The 20,197-nt window shown below is 75.6% G+C and carries 18 protein-coding genes; 11 read left to right on the top strand and 7 right to left on the bottom strand.

Annotated features, from left to right (window positions below):
• Positions 1-47: 47 nt before the first annotated feature.
• Positions 48-2,861, bottom strand: coding sequence for a SpoIIE family protein phosphatase (locus AB3388_RS00665; protein ID WP_495408827.1), 2,814 nt, complete (start codon positions 2,859-2,861; stop codon positions 48-50).
• Between the two features lie 183 nt (positions 2,862-3,044).
• Here AB3388_RS00665 and AB3388_RS00660 point away from each other — a divergent pair, with 183 nt between their 5' ends.
• Both AB3388_RS00660 and AB3388_RS00655 read left to right on the top strand, forming a co-directional pair.
• On the top strand, positions 3,045-4,139 hold the full coding sequence (locus tag AB3388_RS00660) for an EAL domain-containing protein (protein WP_495408826.1): 1,095 nt from the start codon (positions 3,045-3,047) through the stop codon (positions 4,137-4,139).
• 63 nt (positions 4,140-4,202) lie between these two features.
• Positions 4,203-4,376 (top strand): DUF1059 domain-containing protein, encoded by a 174-nt coding sequence (locus AB3388_RS00655; protein WP_495408825.1) that lies wholly within the window; start codon positions 4,203-4,205, stop codon positions 4,374-4,376.
• Positions 4,377-4,420: 44 nt separating this feature from the next.
• Here the strand turns inward: AB3388_RS00655 and AB3388_RS00650 are convergent, their stop codons facing one another.
• Entirely contained in the window at positions 4,421-5,344 is a 924-nt protein-coding gene (locus tag AB3388_RS00650; RefSeq protein ID WP_495408824.1) for an aldo/keto reductase, read from the bottom strand.
• Between the two features lie 288 nt (positions 5,345-5,632).
• Here AB3388_RS00650 and AB3388_RS00645 point away from each other — a divergent pair, with 288 nt between their 5' ends.
• Together AB3388_RS00645 and AB3388_RS00640 are read left to right on the top strand one after the other, a co-directional pair.
• Positions 5,633-5,917, top strand: coding sequence for an HU family DNA-binding protein (locus AB3388_RS00645; protein ID WP_495408823.1), 285 nt, complete (start codon positions 5,633-5,635; stop codon positions 5,915-5,917).
• A 103-nt stretch (positions 5,918-6,020) separates the two neighbouring features.
• Entirely contained in the window at positions 6,021-7,277 is a 1,257-nt protein-coding gene (locus AB3388_RS00640) for a serine hydrolase domain-containing protein (protein ID WP_495408822.1), read from the top strand.
• A gap of 54 nt (positions 7,278-7,331) precedes the next feature.
• Here the strand turns inward: AB3388_RS00640 and AB3388_RS00635 are convergent, their stop codons facing one another.
• Positions 7,332-7,793, bottom strand: coding sequence for a MaoC family dehydratase (locus AB3388_RS00635; protein WP_495408821.1), 462 nt, complete (start codon positions 7,791-7,793; stop codon positions 7,332-7,334).
• A gap of 71 nt (positions 7,794-7,864) precedes the next feature.
• Here AB3388_RS00635 and folP point away from each other — a divergent pair, with 71 nt between their 5' ends.
• Both folP and AB3388_RS00625 read left to right on the top strand, forming a co-directional pair.
• On the top strand, positions 7,865-8,725 hold the full coding sequence (folP, locus tag AB3388_RS00630; protein ID WP_495408820.1) for a dihydropteroate synthase: 861 nt from the start codon (positions 7,865-7,867) through the stop codon (positions 8,723-8,725).
• The gene (locus AB3388_RS00625; protein WP_495408819.1) at positions 8,722-9,687 is read left to right on the top strand and encodes an acetamidase/formamidase family protein; all 966 of its coding nucleotides are present in this window, start codon (positions 8,722-8,724) and stop codon (positions 9,685-9,687) included. Before folP ends, AB3388_RS00625 begins: the two co-directional genes overlap by 4 nt.
• Here the strand turns inward: AB3388_RS00625 and AB3388_RS00620 are convergent.
• Positions 9,639-10,058 carry a nuclear transport factor 2 family protein gene (locus tag AB3388_RS00620; RefSeq protein WP_495408818.1) on the bottom strand — a complete coding sequence of 140 codons (420 nt, stop codon included), beginning with the start codon at positions 10,056-10,058 and terminating at the stop codon, positions 9,639-9,641. The two genes, AB3388_RS00625 and AB3388_RS00620, sit on opposite strands and share 49 nt — an antisense overlap.
• Before the next feature lie 65 nt (positions 10,059-10,123).
• Here AB3388_RS00620 and AB3388_RS00615 point away from each other — a divergent pair, with 65 nt between their 5' ends.
• From AB3388_RS00615 to AB3388_RS00600, 4 genes are all read left to right on the top strand, one after another.
• The gene (locus AB3388_RS00615; protein WP_495408817.1) at positions 10,124-11,650 is read left to right on the top strand and encodes an HD domain-containing phosphohydrolase; all 1,527 of its coding nucleotides are present in this window, start codon (positions 10,124-10,126) and stop codon (positions 11,648-11,650) included.
• 73 nt (positions 11,651-11,723) lie between these two features.
• Positions 11,724-12,107 carry a VOC family protein gene (locus tag AB3388_RS00610; protein ID WP_495408816.1) on the top strand — a complete coding sequence of 128 codons (384 nt, stop codon included), beginning with the start codon at positions 11,724-11,726 and terminating at the stop codon, positions 12,105-12,107.
• Between the two features lie 73 nt (positions 12,108-12,180).
• Entirely contained in the window at positions 12,181-12,606 is a 426-nt protein-coding gene (locus tag AB3388_RS00605; protein ID WP_495408815.1) for a PaaI family thioesterase, read from the top strand.
• A 68-nt stretch (positions 12,607-12,674) separates the two neighbouring features.
• Positions 12,675-14,261, top strand: a complete 1,587-nt coding sequence (locus AB3388_RS00600) for a 4-coumarate--CoA ligase family protein (protein ID WP_495408814.1) — start codon at positions 12,675-12,677, stop codon at positions 14,259-14,261.
• A 43-nt stretch (positions 14,262-14,304) separates the two neighbouring features.
• On the opposite strand, the gene AB3388_RS00595 is transcribed toward AB3388_RS00600, so the two are convergent.
• Positions 14,305-14,997 (bottom strand): hemerythrin domain-containing protein, encoded by a 693-nt coding sequence (locus AB3388_RS00595; RefSeq protein ID WP_495408813.1) that lies wholly within the window; start codon positions 14,995-14,997, stop codon positions 14,305-14,307.
• A 69-nt stretch (positions 14,998-15,066) separates the two neighbouring features.
• On the opposite strand from AB3388_RS00595, the gene AB3388_RS00590 reads away from it, so the two are divergent.
• Positions 15,067-18,387 (top strand): ATP-binding protein, encoded by a 3,321-nt coding sequence (locus AB3388_RS00590; protein ID WP_495408812.1) that lies wholly within the window; start codon positions 15,067-15,069, stop codon positions 18,385-18,387.
• A 30-nt stretch (positions 18,388-18,417) separates the two neighbouring features.
• Here the strand turns inward: AB3388_RS00590 and AB3388_RS00585 are convergent, their stop codons facing one another.
• Both AB3388_RS00585 and AB3388_RS00580 read right to left on the bottom strand, forming a co-directional pair.
• Positions 18,418-19,113, bottom strand: coding sequence for a hemerythrin domain-containing protein (locus AB3388_RS00585; RefSeq protein ID WP_495408811.1), 696 nt, complete (start codon positions 19,111-19,113; stop codon positions 18,418-18,420).
• 41 nt (positions 19,114-19,154) lie between these two features.
• The gene (locus AB3388_RS00580; protein WP_495408810.1) at positions 19,155-20,177 is read right to left on the bottom strand and encodes a nitronate monooxygenase; all 1,023 of its coding nucleotides are present in this window, start codon (positions 20,175-20,177) and stop codon (positions 19,155-19,157) included.
• Positions 20,178-20,197: the final 20 nt, after the last annotated feature.

The raw sequence follows: 20,197 nt of genomic DNA, 5'->3' as shown, positions 1-20,197 counted from the left end.
TGGCGGCCACGCTAGTGAGCCCCGGCCACCTCTGTCACCGCCCCGGCTCAGCCCGCCGCGGGTCGGACCTGCGGCGAGGGCGCGATGCCCGGCGGCACCCGCTGCGGGCCGGCCTCCCGCGGCCGCGGCCGGTCCTCCGGGTGCAGCCGCACGGCCAGGACGGCGACGTCGTCCTCGGCGTCGGGCAGGAACAGCCGGGCGAGCACCCGGTCGCACAGCTCGTCGAGTGGCAGCCCGGCGCAGGTGCGCAGCACCTCGACCAGCTCCGCCGTCCCGGCGTCGATGTCGCGGTCCCGCCGCTCCACCAGGCCGTCGGTGTAGAGCAGCACGGTCGACCCGCGCGGCACCTCGACCACGCGGTCGGTGCGGCTGGTGTCCGGGGCCACGCCCAGGAGCAGGTCCGCCCGGCCGTCGTCGAGCACCCGGACGTCGCCGTCGGGCCCGAGCACCAGCGGGGGCGGGTGGCCGGCGTTGGCCCAGCGCAGGCACGTCGTCCCGGTCCGCGCGTCCTGCTCCAGGCGGGCGACCAGGCAGGTGGCCATCGTGTCCAGCGCCAGGCCCCGGACGGCGCGGTCGAGCTGGGTGAGCGTCTCGGCCGGCGACGAGCCGCTGGAGTAGCTGATCCCGCGCAGCAGGCCGCGGACCTGGCCCATCGCCGCGGCCGCGCGGCTGTCGTGGCCGACGACGTCGCCGATCGCCAGCACCGTGGCCCCGTCGGACTGCAGGAACGCGTCGTACCAGTCGCCGCCGATCTCCGCGCCCGCGGCGGCCGGGACGTAGCGGACGACGATCTCGCTGTGGTCCGGCTCCGGCGGGGCGGTGAGCATGCTTCGCTGCAGCGTCTCCGCCAGCGCCCGCTGCTGGCCGTAGAGCCGGGCGTGGTGCAGCGCCAGGCCGGCCCGGCGGCCCACCTCGACGGCGGTGTCCACCTCGGCCTGCGACAGCGGGCCGCGCTCCGAGCCGGTGAACAGCCCCAGCGCACCCAGCGTCTGGCCGCGCGCGACCAGCGGGACGACCGCGCCCGCGTCCGCGCCCAGGCGGGCGAGGCGCTGCCGGGCCGCCGGGTCGGGCAGCGCCTGCTCCACCCGCGGGCAGTCGATCGTCGGCATGACCAGCGGCCGGCCGGTGCTCGTGACCACCCGGGCGGCGGCCTGGTCGGTCATCGAGGACACCATCGACCGGACGTACTCCTCGACCTCGCCCGCCCGGCGGGGATCGCGGTGCGCGGAGGCCAGGTCGTGCAGCCGGCCCTGGTCGTCGGTGACGACCAGCCAGCACCAGTCGCCCAGGGTCGGGACGACGAGGCCGGCCAGCTGCTCGATCTGCGTGGTGATGTCGAGCGTGCCCGAGAGCACCTGACCGGCGTCGGCGAGCAGCTGCAGGTGCCGGTTGGCCTCGGCCATCGCGGCCACCGCCGCCGCGCGCTCGGCCGCCGCCTGCAGCCGGGAGACCGACAGGGCGATCTGCGCGGCGAGCGCCTCCAGCACCTCGAGGTCGTCGCCGGCGAAGGGGTGCTCCGTCGCCCACACCACCACGAAGCTGCCGAGCACGCGGCCCTCCACCCGCAGCGGCAGCGCGGCCAGCGCGTGCACGCCGAGAACGGCGGTGATCTCCGCCATCTTGGGGAACCGCGCGCGGGCCTCGTCGGGGTTGGAGAGGAACACCCGCCGGCCGTGGCGCGCCGCGTACTGGGTGGGCAGCGAGTCGTCCAGCTCGATCTCGATGCCGTTGGGCGGCAGTTCGACGTCGGCGCCGGCGCGGGCGGCGTCGACGAGCCAGTGCGTCAGGTGCAGCCGCAGCGGGCCGCTCTCCGCGTCGAACACCGCCAGGGCGCTGGAGCTGGCGCCGAGCACCTGCGCGCCGCGCTGGGCGACGTCGGCCAGCTCCTCGACGCGGGTGGCGTTGGCCAGCGCCGCGGCGACCTCTGCGATCGCGGCCGCGCGCTGCACCGCCGTCAGCCGCCGCTCGGCCTGCTCGCGGGCGTCGGTGACGTCGACGACCGTGCCGAGGACGCGCACCGGCTGCCCGCTCGGGTCGACGACGACACGGGCGCGGGAGACCGTCCAGCGCACCGCGCCGTCGGTGCGCAGCACCCGGCACTCGACCAGGAACGTTCCCCGCTCGGCGAGCGCGGTCTGCATCTCGGCCTGGACGGTGGCGTGGTCCTCCGGGTGGATGTGGCTCATCAGCTGGTCGAGCGACTCCAGCTCCACCGCGCCGTCGAAGCCGAAGATGCCCGCGCAGCGCTCGTCCCAGAAGACGGTGCCCGTCCGCAGGTCCCGCTCCCAGATGCCGACCGAGCCGGCCTCGAGCGCCACGTCCAGCCGGGCCGACGTCGCCCCCACCGCCGACTGCGCGGCGGAGAGCTCGAGCTCGGCGACGACGGAGGCCGACAGCTGCTCCAGCAGCCGCGCGGCGTCGTCGGTCCAGGTCCGCGGGACCGGGTCGTAGACGGCGAGGACGCCGACGACGTGCCCCGACGCCGCGACCAGCGGCGCCCCGAGGTAGGCCTGCACCTGCCCGGAGGTGACGGCGGGCAGGTGCGCGACGCGCCCGTCCTCCTGCGCCGCGGGGATGTTCATGGGGGCGCGCCGGCGGACGACGATCTCGGACAGCGCGCCGGTGAGCAGGGCCGGGCCGCCGATGACACCGGCCGGCAGGCCGTAGCCGCCGATGACCGTGTCCTGGTCGGTGAACAGGGTGACCTTCGCGTGCCCGGCACCCACCAGCCGGGCGGCGAGGGCGGAGAGCCGGTCGAACGCGGCCGGGCCGGGCACCTCCACGAGCAGCCGGCGGGCGCTGGCGATGCGGTGCGCGTCCCGCAGGACGTCGGGGGCCGAGGGAGCAGGCAGCGCCGGCACGCGTCGTCTCCCCTCGGACTCGCGGATGGGCGCGGCTGGCCCGTGTCTGCCGTCCATGCTGTCACGCCACGCCGCGCGGAACCGCATCGTCCCGGAGAGTGACGCCGCGCCGCGTCACCCCGGAGGGTGAGACGCCGTCCTCCGGACGTTCACGAGCATGGCTGCCGGGTCGATGCCCTTCCCATGCCGGGGACCCGCGTGCTCGCCCTGCCGGACTGCCGGCCGCTGCTGGCGACCCCCGACGACCTGACCCTGGTCTTTCAGCCCATCGTCGATCTCGCCGGCGCCACGGTGGCCGGGTACGAGGCGCTCGCCCGCTTTCCCGGCACCGCCGGCCCGGACGTCTGGTTCCGCGCCGCCACCGAGGCGGGGCTGGGCGCCGAGCTCGAGGCGCTGGCGATCCACAAGGCCCTGGCCGCCGTCCCGGACCTGCCCGACAACACCTTCCTGACCGTCAACGTCAGCCCGCACCTGGTCGGCACCAACCCGGTCCAGGACGCCCTGGCCACCCGGCGCGACCTGCACCGCGTCGTGGTCGAGCTGACCGAGCACACCCCGGTCGACGACCTGGGCGCGCTCAAGCGGCAGACGGCCGAGCTGCGCGAGCGCGGCGCGCTCATCGCGCTGGACGACGCCGGCTCCGGCTACTCGGGGCTGCAGCAGATGGCCGAGCTGCGCCCGCAGGTGGTCAAGCTCGATCGGGCGCTGGTGACCGACGCCGACAGCGACCCGGTCCGCGCGGCCCTGGCCGAGATGGTGGGCGAGTTCGCCGGCCGGATCGACGCGTGGCTGCTGGCCGAGGGCCTGGAGACCGCCGGTGAGCTGGCCGCCTTCATGCGCCTCGGCGTGCCGCTGGGCCAGGGCTGGGTGCTCGGCCGCCCGGCACCGGGGTTCGCCCCGCTCGCGCCCGAGGTGGTCCGCCTGGTCAAGGCACAGGCCGCCCGAGCGCAGCTGACCGAGAGCGTGGCCAGCCTGCTGCGCCCCGTGCGCCAGGTCGAGGCCGGCGGGGACGGCGCCGAGCCGCCGCCCGCCGTCCTGGTGGGACCGCTCGGCGAGCCCACCGCGCTGCTGCTGCGCGACCTGCGGACGGCGGAGGTCTACCTGGCGCCGGTGTCGCTGCGGGTGCACCCGTCGGCCGGCATCGCCGAGACCCTGCAGCGCGCGCTCACCCGGCCGCCGGCGCAGCGCTTCGACCCGGTGCTGTGCACCGACCCGACCGGCGCCGTCCTCGGCCTGCTGCGGGTGGAGGACCTCGCCTCCGCACGGCACGCGACGTAGTCCCCCCGAGTCCCCGACCGCCCGACCGGGCGGATCGGCCCGACCTCCGACAAGGAGTCCCCCATGAAGACCTTCGCCTGCGGCGACGTCATCCCCGGCTGCAACGCGCGGTTCTCGGCCGCCGACGACAGCGGCATCCTCGCGCAGGTCGCCGGCCACGCCGCCGCCGACCACGGCGTCCACGACGTGACCCCGGAGCTGGTGCAGGCCGTCCGCGACCGCATCCTCCCCGCCTGAAGCGGAGTCGCTCGGTGACGCTTTTCGTCACCGAGCGACTCCACTCACGCCGAGGCGTCGGTCAGCAGCGCGCGCTCGTCGTCGGTGAGGACGAGGTCCTGCATCGGCAGCAGGTCGGCCAGCTGCTCGACGTTGCGGGCGCTGGCGATCGGCGCCACCACCGTCGGCTGGTCGGCCAGCCAGCGCAGCGCCACCGCGGCGCCGGTCACGCCGTGCGCCTCGGCCACCCGGTCCAGCGCGGCCAGCACCCGGTCGCCCTTCTCCCCCACGTACTGCGACGCACCCTCCGCGCGCGGTGAGTCGATGCGCTCCCCGGCGCGGTACTTGCCGGTGAGGAAGCCGCGGGCCAGCCCGAAGTACGGGAACGTGCCCAGCCCGTACCGGGCGGCGACGTCGCGCAGCCCGTCCTCGTAGGCCGGCCGCTCCATCAGGTTGTAGTGCGGCTGCAGCGCCACGTACCGCGTGACGCCCAGCCGCTCCGAGGTCTCCATCGCCTCGGTCAGCCGCGCCGCCGAGTAGTTCGACGCGGCGACGTAGCGGACCTTTCCGCTGGTCACGAGCTCGTCGAAGGCGGTCAGCGTCTCCTCGAGCGGCGTCGTCTCGTCGTCGCGGTGCGCGTAGTAGACGTCGATGACGTCGGTCTGCAGGTTGCGCAGGGACCGCTCGGCCGCCGTCCGGATCTCCGCCGCCGACAGCGGGTGCTCCTTGTCCAGCTTCGAGGCCTTGGTGGCGACGACGACGCGGTCGCGGACGCCGCGCTCGGCCATCCACGCGCCGAGGATCTGCTCGGAGCGGCCCTGGCCGTAGCTCTCCGCGGTGTCGACGAACGGCCGCTGCGCGCCGGGCGTCCCGTCGAGGTAGCGGTCGAGGACGGCGAACGACGTCGGCTCGTCCGCCGTCCAGCCGAAGACGTTCGCACCGAGGCTCAGGTCGCTGACGTCGAGATCGGTCCCGGGGATCAGAGGCACCCCTGAACGCTAGTAAGGGCCCCCGGCCTCCCGCCCGGGGGGCGGCGGAACGGTCCGGTACGGCTGTGACATCAGAGATCTTGAGAGGTCCGCACTGGCGAGATCCCCGGTCGGCATGGCAGCGTGCCCCCGGTCCGGCCTTTCTGCCGAGGTCGGACCGCATCCGGGCGGTCCGCGAGATCCCGCGGGCCCGGGGGAACTCCCTGCCGGCGCTGTCGCGTCCTGGGGGGAGGGGCCGGCCCCGCGCCGCGCCCGGGCACCAGCTCACACACTGACGAGAGGAACCCTGTGAACAAGAGCGAACTGGTCTCTGCCATCGCCAAGCGCGCCGACGTCCCCGCCTCGACCGTGAACTCGGTCCTCGACGGCCTGCAGGACGAGCTCGTCGACGCGATCACCCGCGGCGAGAAGGTCGCCGTCGCCGGCCTCCTGACCGTGGAGCGGACGCAGCGCTCCGCTCGGACCGGCCGCAACCCGCAGACCGGCGAGTCGATCGACATCCCGGCCGCGAACACGGTCAAGGTCACCGCGGGCTCGAACCTGAAGAAGGCCGCCGGCAACGTCCCGGTCTGATCGACCGGCGCCTGCCCCTGTGTCCTCCGCCACCTCGCGTGGGTGAGGATGCGAGGGCAGGCGCCGTCCGACGGAGGACGGCCTTCCTCCTGGGGGTTCGAGCGTGCTGACTGAGTTGAAGGTTGATACCGATCCGGTGGAGGTCGGTCTCGACCCCGACCGCCTGGACCGGCTGGACCGGCGGTTGTCCCGCTACGTCGACGAGGGGCTGCTCCCGGGCTACCTGGTCACGGTCGCCCGGCACGGCCGGCTCGCCCACGTCGGGATCGGCGGCCAGCGGCACGTCGAGGACGGCCTGCCGGTGGAGACCACCACCCGCTGGCGGATCTACTCGATGACCAAGGCGATCACCTCGGTCGCCGCGATGATGCTCTACGAGGAGGGCGCGTTCCTCCTCACCGACCCGATCACCCAGTGGCTGCCCGAGTACGCCGGCACCCGGGTGTACGTCGCCGGCTCCGCGCAGCGGCCGGTCACCGAGCCGCAGACCGAGCCGATCCGCGTCTGGCACCTGCTCAGCCACACCTCGGGGCTCACCTACGGCTTCCACCACGCGCACGCGGTCGACGAGATGTACCGCACCGCCGGGCACGAGTGGTGGGTGCCGGAGGGGTACGACCTGGCCGCCTGCAGCGAGCAGTGGGCCTCGATGCCGCTGCTGTTCCAGCCCGGCAGCGAGTGGAACTACGGCGTCTCCACCGACGTCCTCGGCCGGCTGGTCGAGGTCGTGTCCGGGCAGTCGCTGGACGAGTTCTTCGAGCAGCGGATCTTCGCGCCGCTCGGCATGACCGACACGTCGTTCGGGCTGCGCGAGGACGACGATCCGGCGTCCCTGGCCCGGCTCTACGCGCCCCTCCGCGAGAACCCGCTCGGCCCGCCGGTGGGCATCCAGCCGCTGGACGCGCTCGGCGCGCTCGCCCTGGCCAAGCCGCACTTCCTCTCCGGCGGCGGCGGGCTGGTCTCGACGGCGGCGGACTACCTGCGCTTCGTCGAGATGCTGCGCCGCCGCGGCGAGCACGACGGCGGCCGGCTGCTCGGCCCCCGCACCGTCGACCACATGACCCGCAACCACCTGCCGGGCAACGCCGACCTGGAGACCTTCGGGCGGCCGCTGTTCGCCGAGACACCGCTGCGCGGGGTCGGTTTCGGCCTCGGGTTCGCGACGGTGATCGACCAGGCCCGCTACGGCGTCGTCTCCAGCCTCGGTGAGTACAACTGGGGCGGCGCGGCCTCGACGGCGTTCTGGGTGGACCCGGTCGAGGACCTGACCGTGACCTTCTACACGCAGCTCATGCCGTCGTCCACGCTGCCGGTCCGCACCTACCTGCGCGCCCTCGTCTACCAGGCCATCGTCGACTGACCCCTCGCGCTTTGTCGCGATAAAGCACGCGTGCTTTATCGCGACAAAGCGCACCTACAGGTAGCGGCGGGAGACCGTCGTCGCCACGCAGGCGGGCTTGCTCGAGCCCTCGACCTCGATGGTCACGGTGACGTTCATCTGGACGCCGCCGTCGAAGGGCGTCGCCGAGTCCAGCGTTGCGCCGGCGCGCACCCGGCTGCCGACCGGCACCGGCGACGGGAAGCGCACCTTCTCCAGGCCGTAGTTGACGCCCATGCGGAAGCCGCTGATCTCCACGATCTGCGGCAGGAACATGGGGATCAGCGACAGGGTCAGGTAGCCGTGGGCGATCGGCCCCCCGTACGGGCTCTCCGCCGTGGCCCGCTCGACGTCGACGTGGACCCACTGGTGGTCGCCGGTGGCGTCGGCGAACTGGTTCACCCGCTCCTGGGTGATCGTCACCCAGTCGCTGTGCCCCAGCTGCGTGCCGACCAGGCTCTGCACGCCCTCGACGCCCGCGACGGTGGTCCGTGCCATCTGCGCGGTCCCCTCCGACGCGGTCTGGTTGGCTGACTCCACCACACGGTCGTCGGCGGAGGAGGACGGGAGTGCTCCGGATCGGTGCGCTGGACGTGCCAGACGGTGCGTTCGTGCTGATGGCGATCGTGAACCGGACACCCGACTCGTTCTACGACCGCGGCGCCACCTACGCCATGGCCGCGGCCCTCGAGCGGGTCGACCGGGTCGTCGCCGAGGGCGCCGACATGGTGGACGTCGGCGGCGTCAAGGCGGCCCCCGGCGAGGAGGTCGACGCCGCCGAGGAGATCCGCCGGACCGTCGACCTGGTCGCCGCGATCCGCGCCGCGCACCCGGCGCTGCCCATCTCGATCGACACCTGGCGGGCGGAGGTGGCCAAGGAGGTGCTGGCCGCGGGGGCGGACGTCGTCAACGACGCCTGGGGCGGGGTGGATCCCTCGTTGGCGGAGGTGGCCGCCGCGGCCGAGGCCGGGATCGTGTGCACGCACGCCGGCGGGCTGCCGCCGCGCACCCGCCCGCACCGCATCGCCTACGACGACGTCGTCGCCGACATCGTCGCCCGGACGACGGCGCTGGCGACCGCGGCCGTGGCGGCGGGCGTCGCGCGGGACCGGGTGATGATCGACCCCGGCCACGACTTCGGGAAGAACACCCGCCACTCGCTGGAGGCCACCCGCCGGCTCGGCGAGCTGGTCGGCACCGGGTGGCCGGTGCTCGTGGCGCTGTCCAACAAGGACTTCGTCGGCGAGACCCTCGACGTCCCCCTCGAGGAGCGGCTGACCGGCACCCTGGCGACCACCGCGGTCAGCGCGTGGCTGGGCGCCCGCGTGTTCCGCGCGCACGACGTCGCCCCGACCCGGCAGACCCTCGACATGGTCGCGTCGATCCAGGGCACCCGGCCGCCGGCCCGCACCACCCGGGGGCTCGCATGACGGTCCCGGAGCTGACGCCCGACGCCCGCACGCTGCACGGCTGGTTCGACCGGGACCTCCTGCCGGTGCTCAGCGTCGACCCGGGGACGACGGTCCGCTTCACCACCCTGGACTCCGGCTGGTGGGCCGGCCCGCACGCACCCGGCCGGCGGCGGGTGCCCGAGCACACCGCCGGCGCCGGCCACGCGCTGACCGGGCCGGTCGGGGTCCGCGGCGCCCGGGCGGGCGACGTGCTCGCGGTCCGCATCGGCGACGTCGTCCCCGGGCCGTGGGGCACCACCTACGCCGGCTCCCGCGCCACCGCGTGGAACGTCCGGCTGGGCGTCGAGCAGCCCGCCGTCGTCCCGTGGGAGATCGATGTCGCCGCCGGCACGGCGACCAGCGCCCTCGGCACCGTCGCGCTGCGGCCGTTCCTCGGCGTGATGGGCATGCCGCCGCCCGAGCCGGGCCGGCACTCGACGGTCCCGCCGTACTGGCACGGCGGGAACCTCGACTGCCGCGAGCTGGTCGCCGGCGCCACGCTCTACCTGCCCGTCCCGGTGGACGGCGCGCTGTTCTCCGTCGGCGACGGGCACGCCGCGCAGGGGGACGGCGAGGTCAGCGGGACGGCCATCGAGTGCCCGATGGAGCGCGCCGACCTGACCCTCGACGTCCGGCCGGACCTGTTCGGCCGGCCGCTGACCACGCCGGTCGCCGACACCCCGGCCGGCTGGGTGGCGATGGGCCTCGGCGACGACCTGGACGAGGCCGCGGCCGAGGCGCTGGACGCGATGCTCGGCCTGATCGGGGCGCTGCACGGGCTCGGCCGCTCCGAGGCGATGGCGCTGGCCGGCGTCGTGGTCGACCTGCGGGTCACCCAGGTCGCCAACCAGGTGTTCGGCGTCCACGCGGTGTTCCCGCGGGGCGCCCTGCGTCAGCGGAACAGCGAGGCGGTGAGTTCGCTGTCGTCGGAGCCGCGGTAGAGCACGATCCTGCCGTCGGCGAAGCGCCACCAGTGGTGGAGGTGCTCGGTGGCGCTCCGGCCGGTCGACCGGGCCGTGAAGCCGAACCGGACGACGACCATCACGTCGGTCTCGTTGGCCGCGAACGACAGCGGCATGAACTCGCTGACCTCGACGCTCGACCCCAGTTCGGAGAAGAACCGCGCCACGCCCTCCCTGCCGCGGTGGGGCCCGTACCAGGGGGCCGACCGGGCGGCCGCCTCGGCGCCCCAGTCGACGTCGTCGGCGACCTCGGCGAGGACGGCGTCGACGTCCCCGCGCCCGAAGGCCGCGTACACGCGCTGGATGGTCTGGATCTTGGGATCGGCCACCTGCTGAACGGTCTCTGTCATGCCGGAGACCCTGCTCGGGACGGCGACGCGGTACATCGGGACAACACCCCATCTACGGTGACCGCGTGGCCGCCGCCGTCACGCGGGTGGAGTTCGCGGCGCTGCTCGCCGTCGCCCAGGACCACGCGTTCGGCCAGCCGCCGGGCGCGCAGCTGCGTGCCGCCGTGCTCGGGCAGCACCTCGCCGCCGCGGCCGGCAGCGATCCCGCGGAACGGGCCACCACCTGGTGGACGTCGACGCTGCGCTTCCTCGGGTGCACCGGCCACGCGTTCGAGGTGGCGGCGCTCTTCGGCGACGAGATCGAGCTGCGGGCCCGGTCGCTGCGTACCGACGTCGCGGCACCGCTCGACCAGCTGCGGCTGATGATCGCGCGCGCCGGATCCGGCGGGTCCCGCCTGGGCCGGGCGCCGGCGGTGCTCGCCGTCGTCGCGGGCGGCCGGGCGGCAGCCCGGGACAACTTCCGGGCGGCCTGCGAGGTGGCCGACGCCCTCGCCGTCCGCCTCGGGCTCGACGCACCCGTGCGCGCGGCCCTGGCGGCGAACTTCGAGCGGTGGAACGGCCGGGGCCTGCCCAGCGGGATGCGGGGCACTGCGATCCCCCGGCCGATGCGGATCGCCCAGCTCGCCCAGGAGTTCGAGGCGCTCGCCCGCATGGACGGGCCGGCCGGAGCGCGCGACGTCGTCCGTGCCCGGCGCGGCGGGGCCTACGACCCGGAGCTCGCCGATCTCGTCGTGGAACGGGCCGCCGGCTGGTGGGCCGCGGTCGAGGCGGCCGATCCCTGGGACGCGGCCCTCGCCGTCGCGCCCGCGGAGCGGCCGCTGGCCGCTCCCGCCGTCCGCGAGGCGCTGCTGGTCCTCGCGGACTTCGCCGACCTCAAGTCCCCCTGGACCAACGGTCACTCGCGAGCCGTCGCGGACCTCGTCCGGGAGGCCTGCGGACCCGACGCCGCGGCGGCGGCCCTGCTGCACGACCTCGGCTGCGTCGCCGTGCCCAACACGATCTGGGACAAGGCCGGCCCGCTCACCCGCGACGAGCGGGACCGCGTCGAGAGCCACGCGCTGGTCACCGACCAGCTCCTGCGCCGGGTGCCGTACACGGCGGCCCTGGCCCGGACGGCGTCCGCCGCGCACGAGCGCGTCGACGGCTCCGGTTACCACCGGCGAGTGCCCGGCACGCACCTGGACGACGCGGGGCGGGTGCTCGCCGCCGCGGACTGCTACCAGGCGCTGACGTCCGACCGCCCGCACCGCCCGGGACTCGCCCCACGCGCGGCGGCGGCCGAGCTGCGGGGCATGAGCGCGGCCGGCCGGCTCGACGGCGAGGCGGTCGAGCGGGTCCTCGCCGCCGCGGGGCACCGCCGCGCCGCCCGGGTCCCGCTCCCGGCCGGACTGACCGCGCGCGAGGCCGAGGTGCTCCGGCTGCTGGCGCTGGGCCTCACCACGCGGCAGGTCGCCGCCCGGCTGGTCATCACGGCGAAGACCGCCGACCACCACGTGCAGCACATCTACACCAAGATCGGCGTCTCGACCCGGGGTGCCGCCGCGCTCTTCGCGATCGAGCACGGCCTGCTACCCGCGGACGTGGTGCGCTGACGACGGTTCCGCGACCACGGGAGCGGCGCTAGCGTCGCCGCCGTCGTGTCGTCCGACGACAGGAGGTGGCGAGATGAGCGGCCGGGTCGTGCACTTCGAGCTCCCCTTCGACGACGGGGACCGTGCACGCAGCTTCTACAAGGAAGCGTTCGACTGGCAGCTGCAGGAGATGCCGGGCATGGACTACACGCTGGTCATGTCCGGGCCGAGCGGGGACCAGGGACCGACCGAGCCGGGCTTCATCAACGGCGGCATGCTGTCGCGGTCGATGAGCGCCGCGCCCGGGCCGGTGATCGTCGTCGACGTGGAGAGCATCGACGTCGCCCTGGAACGGGTCGGTGAGCTCGGTGGGTCGACCGTCGTGGGGAAGACGCCGGTCGGCAGCATGGGCTTCACCGCCTACGTCACGGATCCGGAGGGCAACGTGATCGGCCTCTGGGAGACGGCGTCGTCCTGAACACCGGGACTTTCGGCGCCGAAAGTCCGGGGGACTTTCGGCGCCGAAAGTCCCGATCAGTAGGTTGCCCGGCATGGCCGCCACCGGGTTCCACACCGTCGAGCAGCTCAACGACCTGCTCCCGGGCACGCTGCCCGGCCTGCTCGGCATCGTCTTCACCGCGCACGAGCCGGGACGCATCGAGGGCCATCTCGACGTGCGCCGCGACGTCCTGGCCCCGAACGGCTACCTGCACGCCGCGACCGTCGTCGGCCTCGCCGACACCGCGTGCGGCCTGGCCACCCGCGCCCTGCTGCCGGAGGGCTCGACCGGCTTCACCACCATCGAGCTCAAGACCAACTACCTGGGGACGGCGCGCGAGGGGCGGATCGGCGTCGTCGCCACCAACGCGCACGCCGGGCGGACGACGCAGGTGTGGGACGCGACGGTGACCGCCGAGGCGACCGGGAAGACCATCGCGCTGTTCCGCTGCACGCAGTCCGTGCTCTGGCCTAAGTGACCCGGCGGTAACCGCGGGCCGCCGCGGTGTGAGACTGGCGCCACAGTCATCAACGAGGAGGACCCCCCGTGGCGCTGGCCAGCCCCTTTCCCGACGTCGACATCCCCGACCTGTCGGTACCCGCCTTCGTCCTGGCCGCGGGCCGCGAGCGGCCGGAGGCCCCGGCGCTGATCGACGGCCTGAAGGGCGACGTCATCACCCACGGCCAGCTGGCCGGCTACGTCGACCGGCTCGCCGCCGCCCTGCACGAGCGCGGCCTGCGCAAGGGCGACGTCGTCGCCGTCTTCTGCCCGAACACCATCTGGTACCCGGTGGTCTTCCACGGCATCGCCGCGGCCGGCTGCGTGATGAGCCCGATCAACTCGCTCTACACGCCCGAGGAGATCGCCTTCCAGCTGCGCGACTCCGGCGCGAAGATCATCGTCACCATCTCGCTGTTCCTGGACCGGGTCACCGCCGCGGTCGAGAAGACGCCGGTCGACGAGATCATCGTCCTGGACGGCGCCGAGGGTCACGCCTCGCTGGTCGACCTGCTCGGCAGCCAGGCGCCCACGCCGCAGGTCGACATCGACCCGGCGAACGACCTGGTCACGCTGCCCTACTCCAGCGGCACGACCGGCCTGCCGAAGGGCGTCATGCTGACCCACCGCAACCTGGTGGCCAACGTGTCGCAGTGCCGGCCGCTGATCGAGCTGAGCGCGGACGAGCGGATCATCGCCGTCCTGCCGTTCTTCCACATCTACGGCCTGACCGTGCTGATGAACCAGGGCCTGGCATGGGGCGGCGCCGTCGTGACGCTGCCGCGGTTCGACTTCGAGGACTTCCTCCGCACGATCCAGGACCACAAGATCACCCGGGCCTTCGTGGCGCCGCCGATCGTGCTGGCCCTGGCCAAGCACCCGCTGGTCGACCAGTACGACCTCTCCTCGCTGACCGCCATCCTGTCCGGCGCCGCGCCGCTGGACGCCGACCTGGCGCTCGCCGCCCAGAACCGGTTGCGCAAGGGCGCCGACACCGGCGTCACGGTCGCGCAGGGCTACGGCATGACCGAGCTGTCCCCCGTCTCGCACACGACGCCGGACCCCGACCAGCTGCCGGCCGGCGTGACCGACGTGCCCAAGGGCTCGGTCGGGTTCGCGATCCCGAACACCGAGTGCCGGCTGATCGACCCCGAGACCGGCACCGACGCCGCCGAGGGCGAGCGCGGCGAGCTGTGGGTCCGCGGGCCACAGGTGATGAAGGGCTACCTGAACAACCCGTCGGCCACCGCCGACACCCTGGACGCCGACGGCTGGCTGCACACCGGCGACGTCGCCATCGTCGACGAGCACGGCTTCTACACGGTCGTCGACCGCGTCAAGGAGCTGATCAAGTACAAGGGCTACCAGGTGGCCCCGGCCGAGCTCGAGGCCGTGCTGCTCTCCTGCCCGGACATCGCCGACGCCGCGGTGATCGGCGTCAAGGACGAGGAGACGGGCGAGGAGCTGCCGAAGGCGTTCATCGTCCGCGCGCCCGGCTCGACGATCGACGAGCAGGCGGTCATGGACTACGCCGGCAGCCGGCTCGCCCCGCACAAGAAGATCCGCGCGGTCGAGTTCATCGAGGCCGTGCCGAAGTCCGCCGCCGGCAAGATCCTGCGCAAGGAACTGCGGTAGCTCGGGGTGGATTCGTCGGCGTCACGCCGACGAATCCACCCCGTCACGTGCCCAGGACGGCGTCGCGCGCCCGGGCGTAGCGACGCTGGCCCACGCGCAGCAGCAGGCGGGCGCGGGGGTCGGCCTCGGCCACCACGGCCGACAGCTCCGCCGGGTGGCACTGGTCGGCCAGCCACGGCACGAGGAACCGCAGCCGCGCGGTCGGGGTGCCCGCCCGCAGCCGCATCCGGCAGCGGTCGAGCTGGGTCCGGGTCACGTGCAGCCGGAGCTGCGTGAAGACCCGCCCCTCCTCCTCGGCGAGGTGCTTCTCGACCAGGTCGGCGAGCCGGGCGAGCTCCGGGGCCAGGTGCGGCGCCCCGGAGCTGGGACAGCGGGCGAAGATCCGCAGCGCCGACCACGCCCGGGGCAGCAGCTCCGCGAGCTCGGTGTGCTGCGCCGCCAGCGGGGCGAGCTCGGCCCAGCCGTCCGGGGACTGCACGGCCAGCGGCCACAGCGCGGCATCCTCCCGCTCGACGTGCGCGCGGACCTCGGTCAGCACGGCGCCCGCGAACGCGACGATCCCGCGCTGCCGCTCGGCGTCGCAGGCGTCGTCGCGGGCGATGCCGTCGACGGCGCGGGCGAGCAGGCGGGTGCCCGAGCGCAGCGCGCGATGGGCGAGGGTGAACCCGGTGAGGTCGGCGGCGGTGCGGGGAGTCGCGGCGTCCGTCACGGCGGCGGGAGGAACGATCGTCGTCATGACGCACACGGTGGCGGGAGGCGCTGGGGAGCCACTTGCGCGTCACTAGGACGTAGGCTGCCGCCCGCTATGACGGTCGAGTTCGGGGTGCTGGGCGGCGTCTGGGCCACCCGGGACGGCGCCCCCGTCGACCTCGGCGGCCACCGGCAGCGCTCGGTCATCGCCCGGCTGCTGGTCTCGCGCGGCGCCGTGGTGCCCGCCGACCTGCTGGTGGGCGACCTCTGGCACGCCGAGACCCCGCCCCGCGCGCAGGCCGCCCTGCAGGCGCACGTCAGCCACCTGCGCCGCGCGCTCGAACCCGACCGGCCGCCGCGCACGCCGGCCCGGCTGCTGCTCACCGTGCCGCCCGGCTACGCGCTGCGCCCCGACGACGACGCCGTCGACGCGCTGCGCGCCGCCCGGCTGCTCGCCGACGGCGACCGGCTCGCGGACGACGACCCCGCCGCCGCCCGCGACCGCTACGCCGCCGCGCTGGAACTGTGGCGCGGTCCGGCCTACGCCGAGTACGCCGACGACCCGTGGTGCGCGCCCGAGGCCGCCCGCCTCGACGAGCTGCGGCTGACCGCGGTGGAGCGCTGGGCGGCCGCGGCACTGGCCGTCCCCGGCGGCGCCGACCCGCTGGCCCGGCTGCGGGCGCACGTCGCCGAGCACCCGCTGCGCGAGGAGGGCTGGCGGCTGCTCGCGCTCGGGCTCTACCGCGCCGGGCGGCAGGCCGACGCCCTGGCCGCGCTGCGGGAGGTCCGAGCGCGGCTCGCCGACGAGCTGGGCGTCGACCCTGGCCCGGCGCTGCGCGCGCTGGAGGACGACGTCCTCGCCCAGGCGCCGCACCTCATGCACCCCGGGCCGGCACGGAAGGCCGCGCCCGCTCGCGCCCTGCATGCCGGTGGCACGCAGCGCACGAGCACGCCGGGAGAGGGCATCCCCCGGCCGGCCCTGGTCGGCCGGGACGTCGAGCTGGCCGCGCTCCGCGACGCCGCGGCACGGGCGGCGGCGGGGCGGCAGGCGGTCGCGGTCGTCACCGGGGAGGCCGGCAGCGGCAAGACGGCGCTGGTCGAGGCGCTCGCCGCGGAGCTCGGCGCGGCCGGCTGGACGACGTGCCTGGCCCGCTGCCCCGAGACCGAGGGCGCGCCGAGCGGCTGGCCGTGGACCGAGGCGCTGGGCCGGCTGGCCCGCGCGCACCCGCCGGCCGACCCGGCGCGGCTGGCGCCGCTGCTCGAGGACGCCCCCGCCGACGAGGCCGGTGACGCGCTGGCCTCCCGGTTCCGGCTGCACCGTGCGGTCGGTGAGTGGCTGGCCGGCGTCCCGGGGCCGCTGCTCGTCGTCCTCGACGACCTGCACCGCGCCGACCAGGAGACCGCGGCCCTGCTGCTGGACCTGGTGGCGGCGCTGCCCGACGTCCCCGTGCTGGTCGTCGTCGCCACCCGGCCCGAGCCGCTGGCCGAGCTGGACGCGGTGCTCGCCGCGCTCGCCCGCCGCTCGCCGGTGCGGCTCGCGCTGGCCGGCCTGGACGACGAGGCGGTCGGGCGGCTGGTCGACGACGTCTCGGCCACGCCGGTGGACGACGCCGTCCGCGCCGCCATCGCCGAGCGCACCGGCGGCAACCCGTTCCTCGTGCGCGAGCTGGCGCGGCTGGTCTCCACCGGCGCCGACGTCGGCGCGGTGCCGGGCGGGGTGCGCGACGTCGTCCGGTCCCGGCTGGCGGCGCTGCCCGCGCAGACCGGCAGCCTGCTGCGGCTGGCCGCGGTCTGCGGCCGGGACGTCGACGTCGACGTGCTGCTCGCCGCCGCGCGGGTGGACCGGGACGACGACGAGGCGGTCGTCGACGCACTGGAGTCCGCCCTGGTGAGCGGGCTGCTGGTGGAGCCCGGGCCCGGCCGGCTGCGGTTCGTGCACGCGCTGGTGCGCGACACGCTGTACGAGGACCTCTCCCGACTGCGGGCCGGCCGGCTGCACGGGCGGGTCGCGCAGGCGCTGGAGCGGCTGCGCCCGCAGGACGTCACCGCGCTGGCCCACCACTCCGAGGCGGCCGGCCCGTCGCACGCCGCGGCCACCGCGCGCTGGGCCGCGGCCGCCGCGGAGCTGGCCGAGCGGAGGTTCTCCTACCGCGACGCGCTGCACTGGTGGCAGCGGGCATCGGCGGCGACCACGCTGGCCCACCCCGACGACGAGGCCGGCCGGCTGCGGCTGCTGGCCCGCGCCGCACGGGCGGCGACGCTCGCCGGCGACATGCCCGCCGGCCGCGAGCTGCGCGACGGCGCGCTGCCGGCGGCGACCGCGCTGGGCGATCCGCTGGTCACCGCCGAGGTGCTGCTCTCCTGCGACGTCCCGACGCTGTGGGCGCCGCGGCAGACGCCCGCGGAGCCGGCCCTGGTCGCGGCGCTCGAGCGCACCGTCCCCGCGCTGCCGGACCGGCCCGACCTGCGCTCCCGGCTGCTCGGCGTGCTCGCGGTGGAGCTGGCCGGCGCCGCGGACCCGCGAGGCTACGAGGCCAGCCTGGAGGCGGTGGCGCTGGCCCGCGAGACCGGGGACCCGCTGGTGCTGGCCTCGGCGCTCAACGCCCGCTACATCAACACCTACCGGCACGGCGGGCTGGCCGAGCGCGGCGACCTTGGCCGGGAGCTGCTGGAGCTCGCGCAGCGCGAGCAGCTGGGCCTGTTCGAGGCGACCGCCCGGCTGGTGCTCGTGCAGCACAGCTGCGGCGTCCTCGACCTGGAGGCCGCCGACGAGCACGCCACCGAGGCCGAGCGGCTGGCGCTGGCGTACGGGCTGCCGCTGCTGCACGCGATCGCGCTCTGGTACCGCGGGCTGCGGGCGTCGATCGCCGGCGACTACGCCGCGGCGGAGGCCGCCTACGGCGCGGCCGTGGCGCGGGTCGGGACCACCGGCTTCTGGGCCCGGCAGGCGCAGGCGCTGTGGTGGGTGTCGGTCTTCTGCCTGCGGCTGACCGCCGGGCGCTACGACGACCTGATCGCGCAGTCGGAGGACCTGCTCGACGTCGCCCCCGACGAGCTGGCCGAGCTCCTCGCGGTGGCGCTGATGGTGAACGGCCGGACGGCGGAGGCGCGGCGGTTCGCCGCGGTGAAGCCCTCGGTCGGGCAGGACTACTTCACCCCGGTCCTGCTGGGCCTGCGGGCGGTCCTCGGGCTCGGCCTGCGGGACGACGACCGGGTCGAGGAGGCCTACACCGGCCTGCTGCCGCACGCGGACACCGTCTGCGGCGCGTGGACGGCGACGGTCGCGCTGGGTCCGACGGCCACGCTGCTGGCGCGGCTGGCCGCCTACCGCGGGGACGCCGCGGCGGCGGCCGCCCACCAGCGCACCGCCGTCGAGGTCGCGGAGCGGACCGGCAACCCCGACTGGATCACCGCCGCCCGCGCTTTGTCGCGATGAAGCGCGCGTGCTTTGTCGCGACAAAGCACGCTAGCCGCGCACGACGAGGGCGCGGCGGCGGTGCCAGCGGCCCTCGCCGAGCGCGAGCAGCAGCTTGAGCGGCGCCGGGGCGTCGGCGAGCGCGGCCGAGCGCTCCTCGGGCGTGCACTGCGCGATCACCCACGGCAGCACGAAGAGCAGGTGCTTCGGGCTCGAGCCCTTCTGGAACCGCTTCTCGCAGGCGGCGAAGTCCGCGGCCGACACGTGCTCGCGGATCACCGGGAACACCTCGGCCTCCTCCTCGACGATGTGCTCGTCGAGCAGGTCGGCCATCTCGGTGAGCACCCGCCCGAGTGGCGCGGCCGCCGAGACGTCGCCGGCGAACGCGGCCAGCGCCTCCTCGGCGCGGGTGAGGACCGCCTGCAGCTCGGTGTGGTCGTCGGTGAGCGGCTCGAGGTCGACCGCGGCGCCGGCCGAGGCGGCGATCACCGGCCACAGGACGTCGTCCTCGCGGCTGTGGTGGGAGTGGATCTCGCGCAGCACCTCGGTGGCGAAGCGGACGTAGGCGTCGCGGCGCTCCGCCGGGCAGGGCGCGCCGCCGGCGATGGAGACGGCGGCGTCGGCCAGGTCGCGGGTGCCGGAGCGCAGCGCGCGGTGGATGAGCGTGAAGCCGGTCAGGTCGGCCTCGGGCTCGCCGGGCCGGCGCGGGGTGACGGGGAACGGCAGGGCGGGGAGCTGAGTGGTCATGCCCGCACGGTGCGGCCGGCCACTTGCGAACGACTTGCCGGCTACAGCCCGCCGGCGAGCTCGCGGACGACGTCGGCGGCCGGACCGGTGCGGGCCTGGCGGAACCCCGTGCCCGCCCACAGGTGCAGCCGGTCGGCGTCGCCGGCCTTGGCGGCCGCGGTGCGCAGCGGACGGGTCAGGTGGTGGATCTCCGGATAGCCGAGCGGGGCGGAGCCGGTGTGCCGCTCGAGGAAGCCGTTGACCAGGCCGCGGGCCGGGCGGCCGGTGAACGCGCGGGTGAGCTCGGTGTGCGTGAACCGGGGGTCGGTCAGGGCGTCGCGGTGCGTGGCGGAAGCACCGCTCTCGTCGGTGCGCAGCAGCGCCGTCCCCACGAGGACGGCGAGCGCCCCGGCGGCGACCGCGTCGCGCACCTGCGCCGCGGTGGCCAGCCCGCCCGCGCCGAGCAGCGGCAGCGCCGTCACCGCCCGGACCCGGGCCAGCAGCTCGGGCAGCGGCACCGGCGACGGCATCCGCGCGGGGTCGTGCACGCCGCTGTGCGCGCCGGCGTCCGCGCACTGGACGACCAGCCCGTCGGCGCCCACCTCCTCGGCGGCGCGGGCCTCGTCGTCGGCGGTCACGGTCACGAGCACGACGGTGCCGGCCCGCCGGAGCGCGGCGACCACGTCGGCCGGCGGGACGCCGAAGGTGAAGCTGACCACCGGCACCGGATCGGCCAGCAGCAGGTCGATCTTCGCCGTCCACGCGTCGTCGTCCCACCGCGGCTCGGCGGCGGCGAGGTCCAGGCCGTACGGCCGGCCCTCCGGGGCGAGCTCGGCCGCGTACCGGCGGAACTCCGCCTCCGGCATCCGCGCCGGCGACGGCACGAACACGTTGACCCCGAACGGGACGCCGCGGACCTGCGCGATCTCCGCCGCGACCGCGTCGGGCTCCTTGTAGCCGGCGGCGAGCAAGCCCAGGCCGCCGGCGGAGGCGACCGCCCGGACCAGCCCGGGCCCGGACGGTCCGCCGGCCATCGGCGCCGCCGCGACCGGCAGCCCGGCACCCAGCAGATCCGCCGCGTTCATCGCCGTCACCCTAGGGTGCG

This window comes from Geodermatophilus sp. SMS 5-13 (genome assembly GCF_059428245.1).
This window is presented reverse-complemented; position numbering and strand designations above follow the sequence as displayed.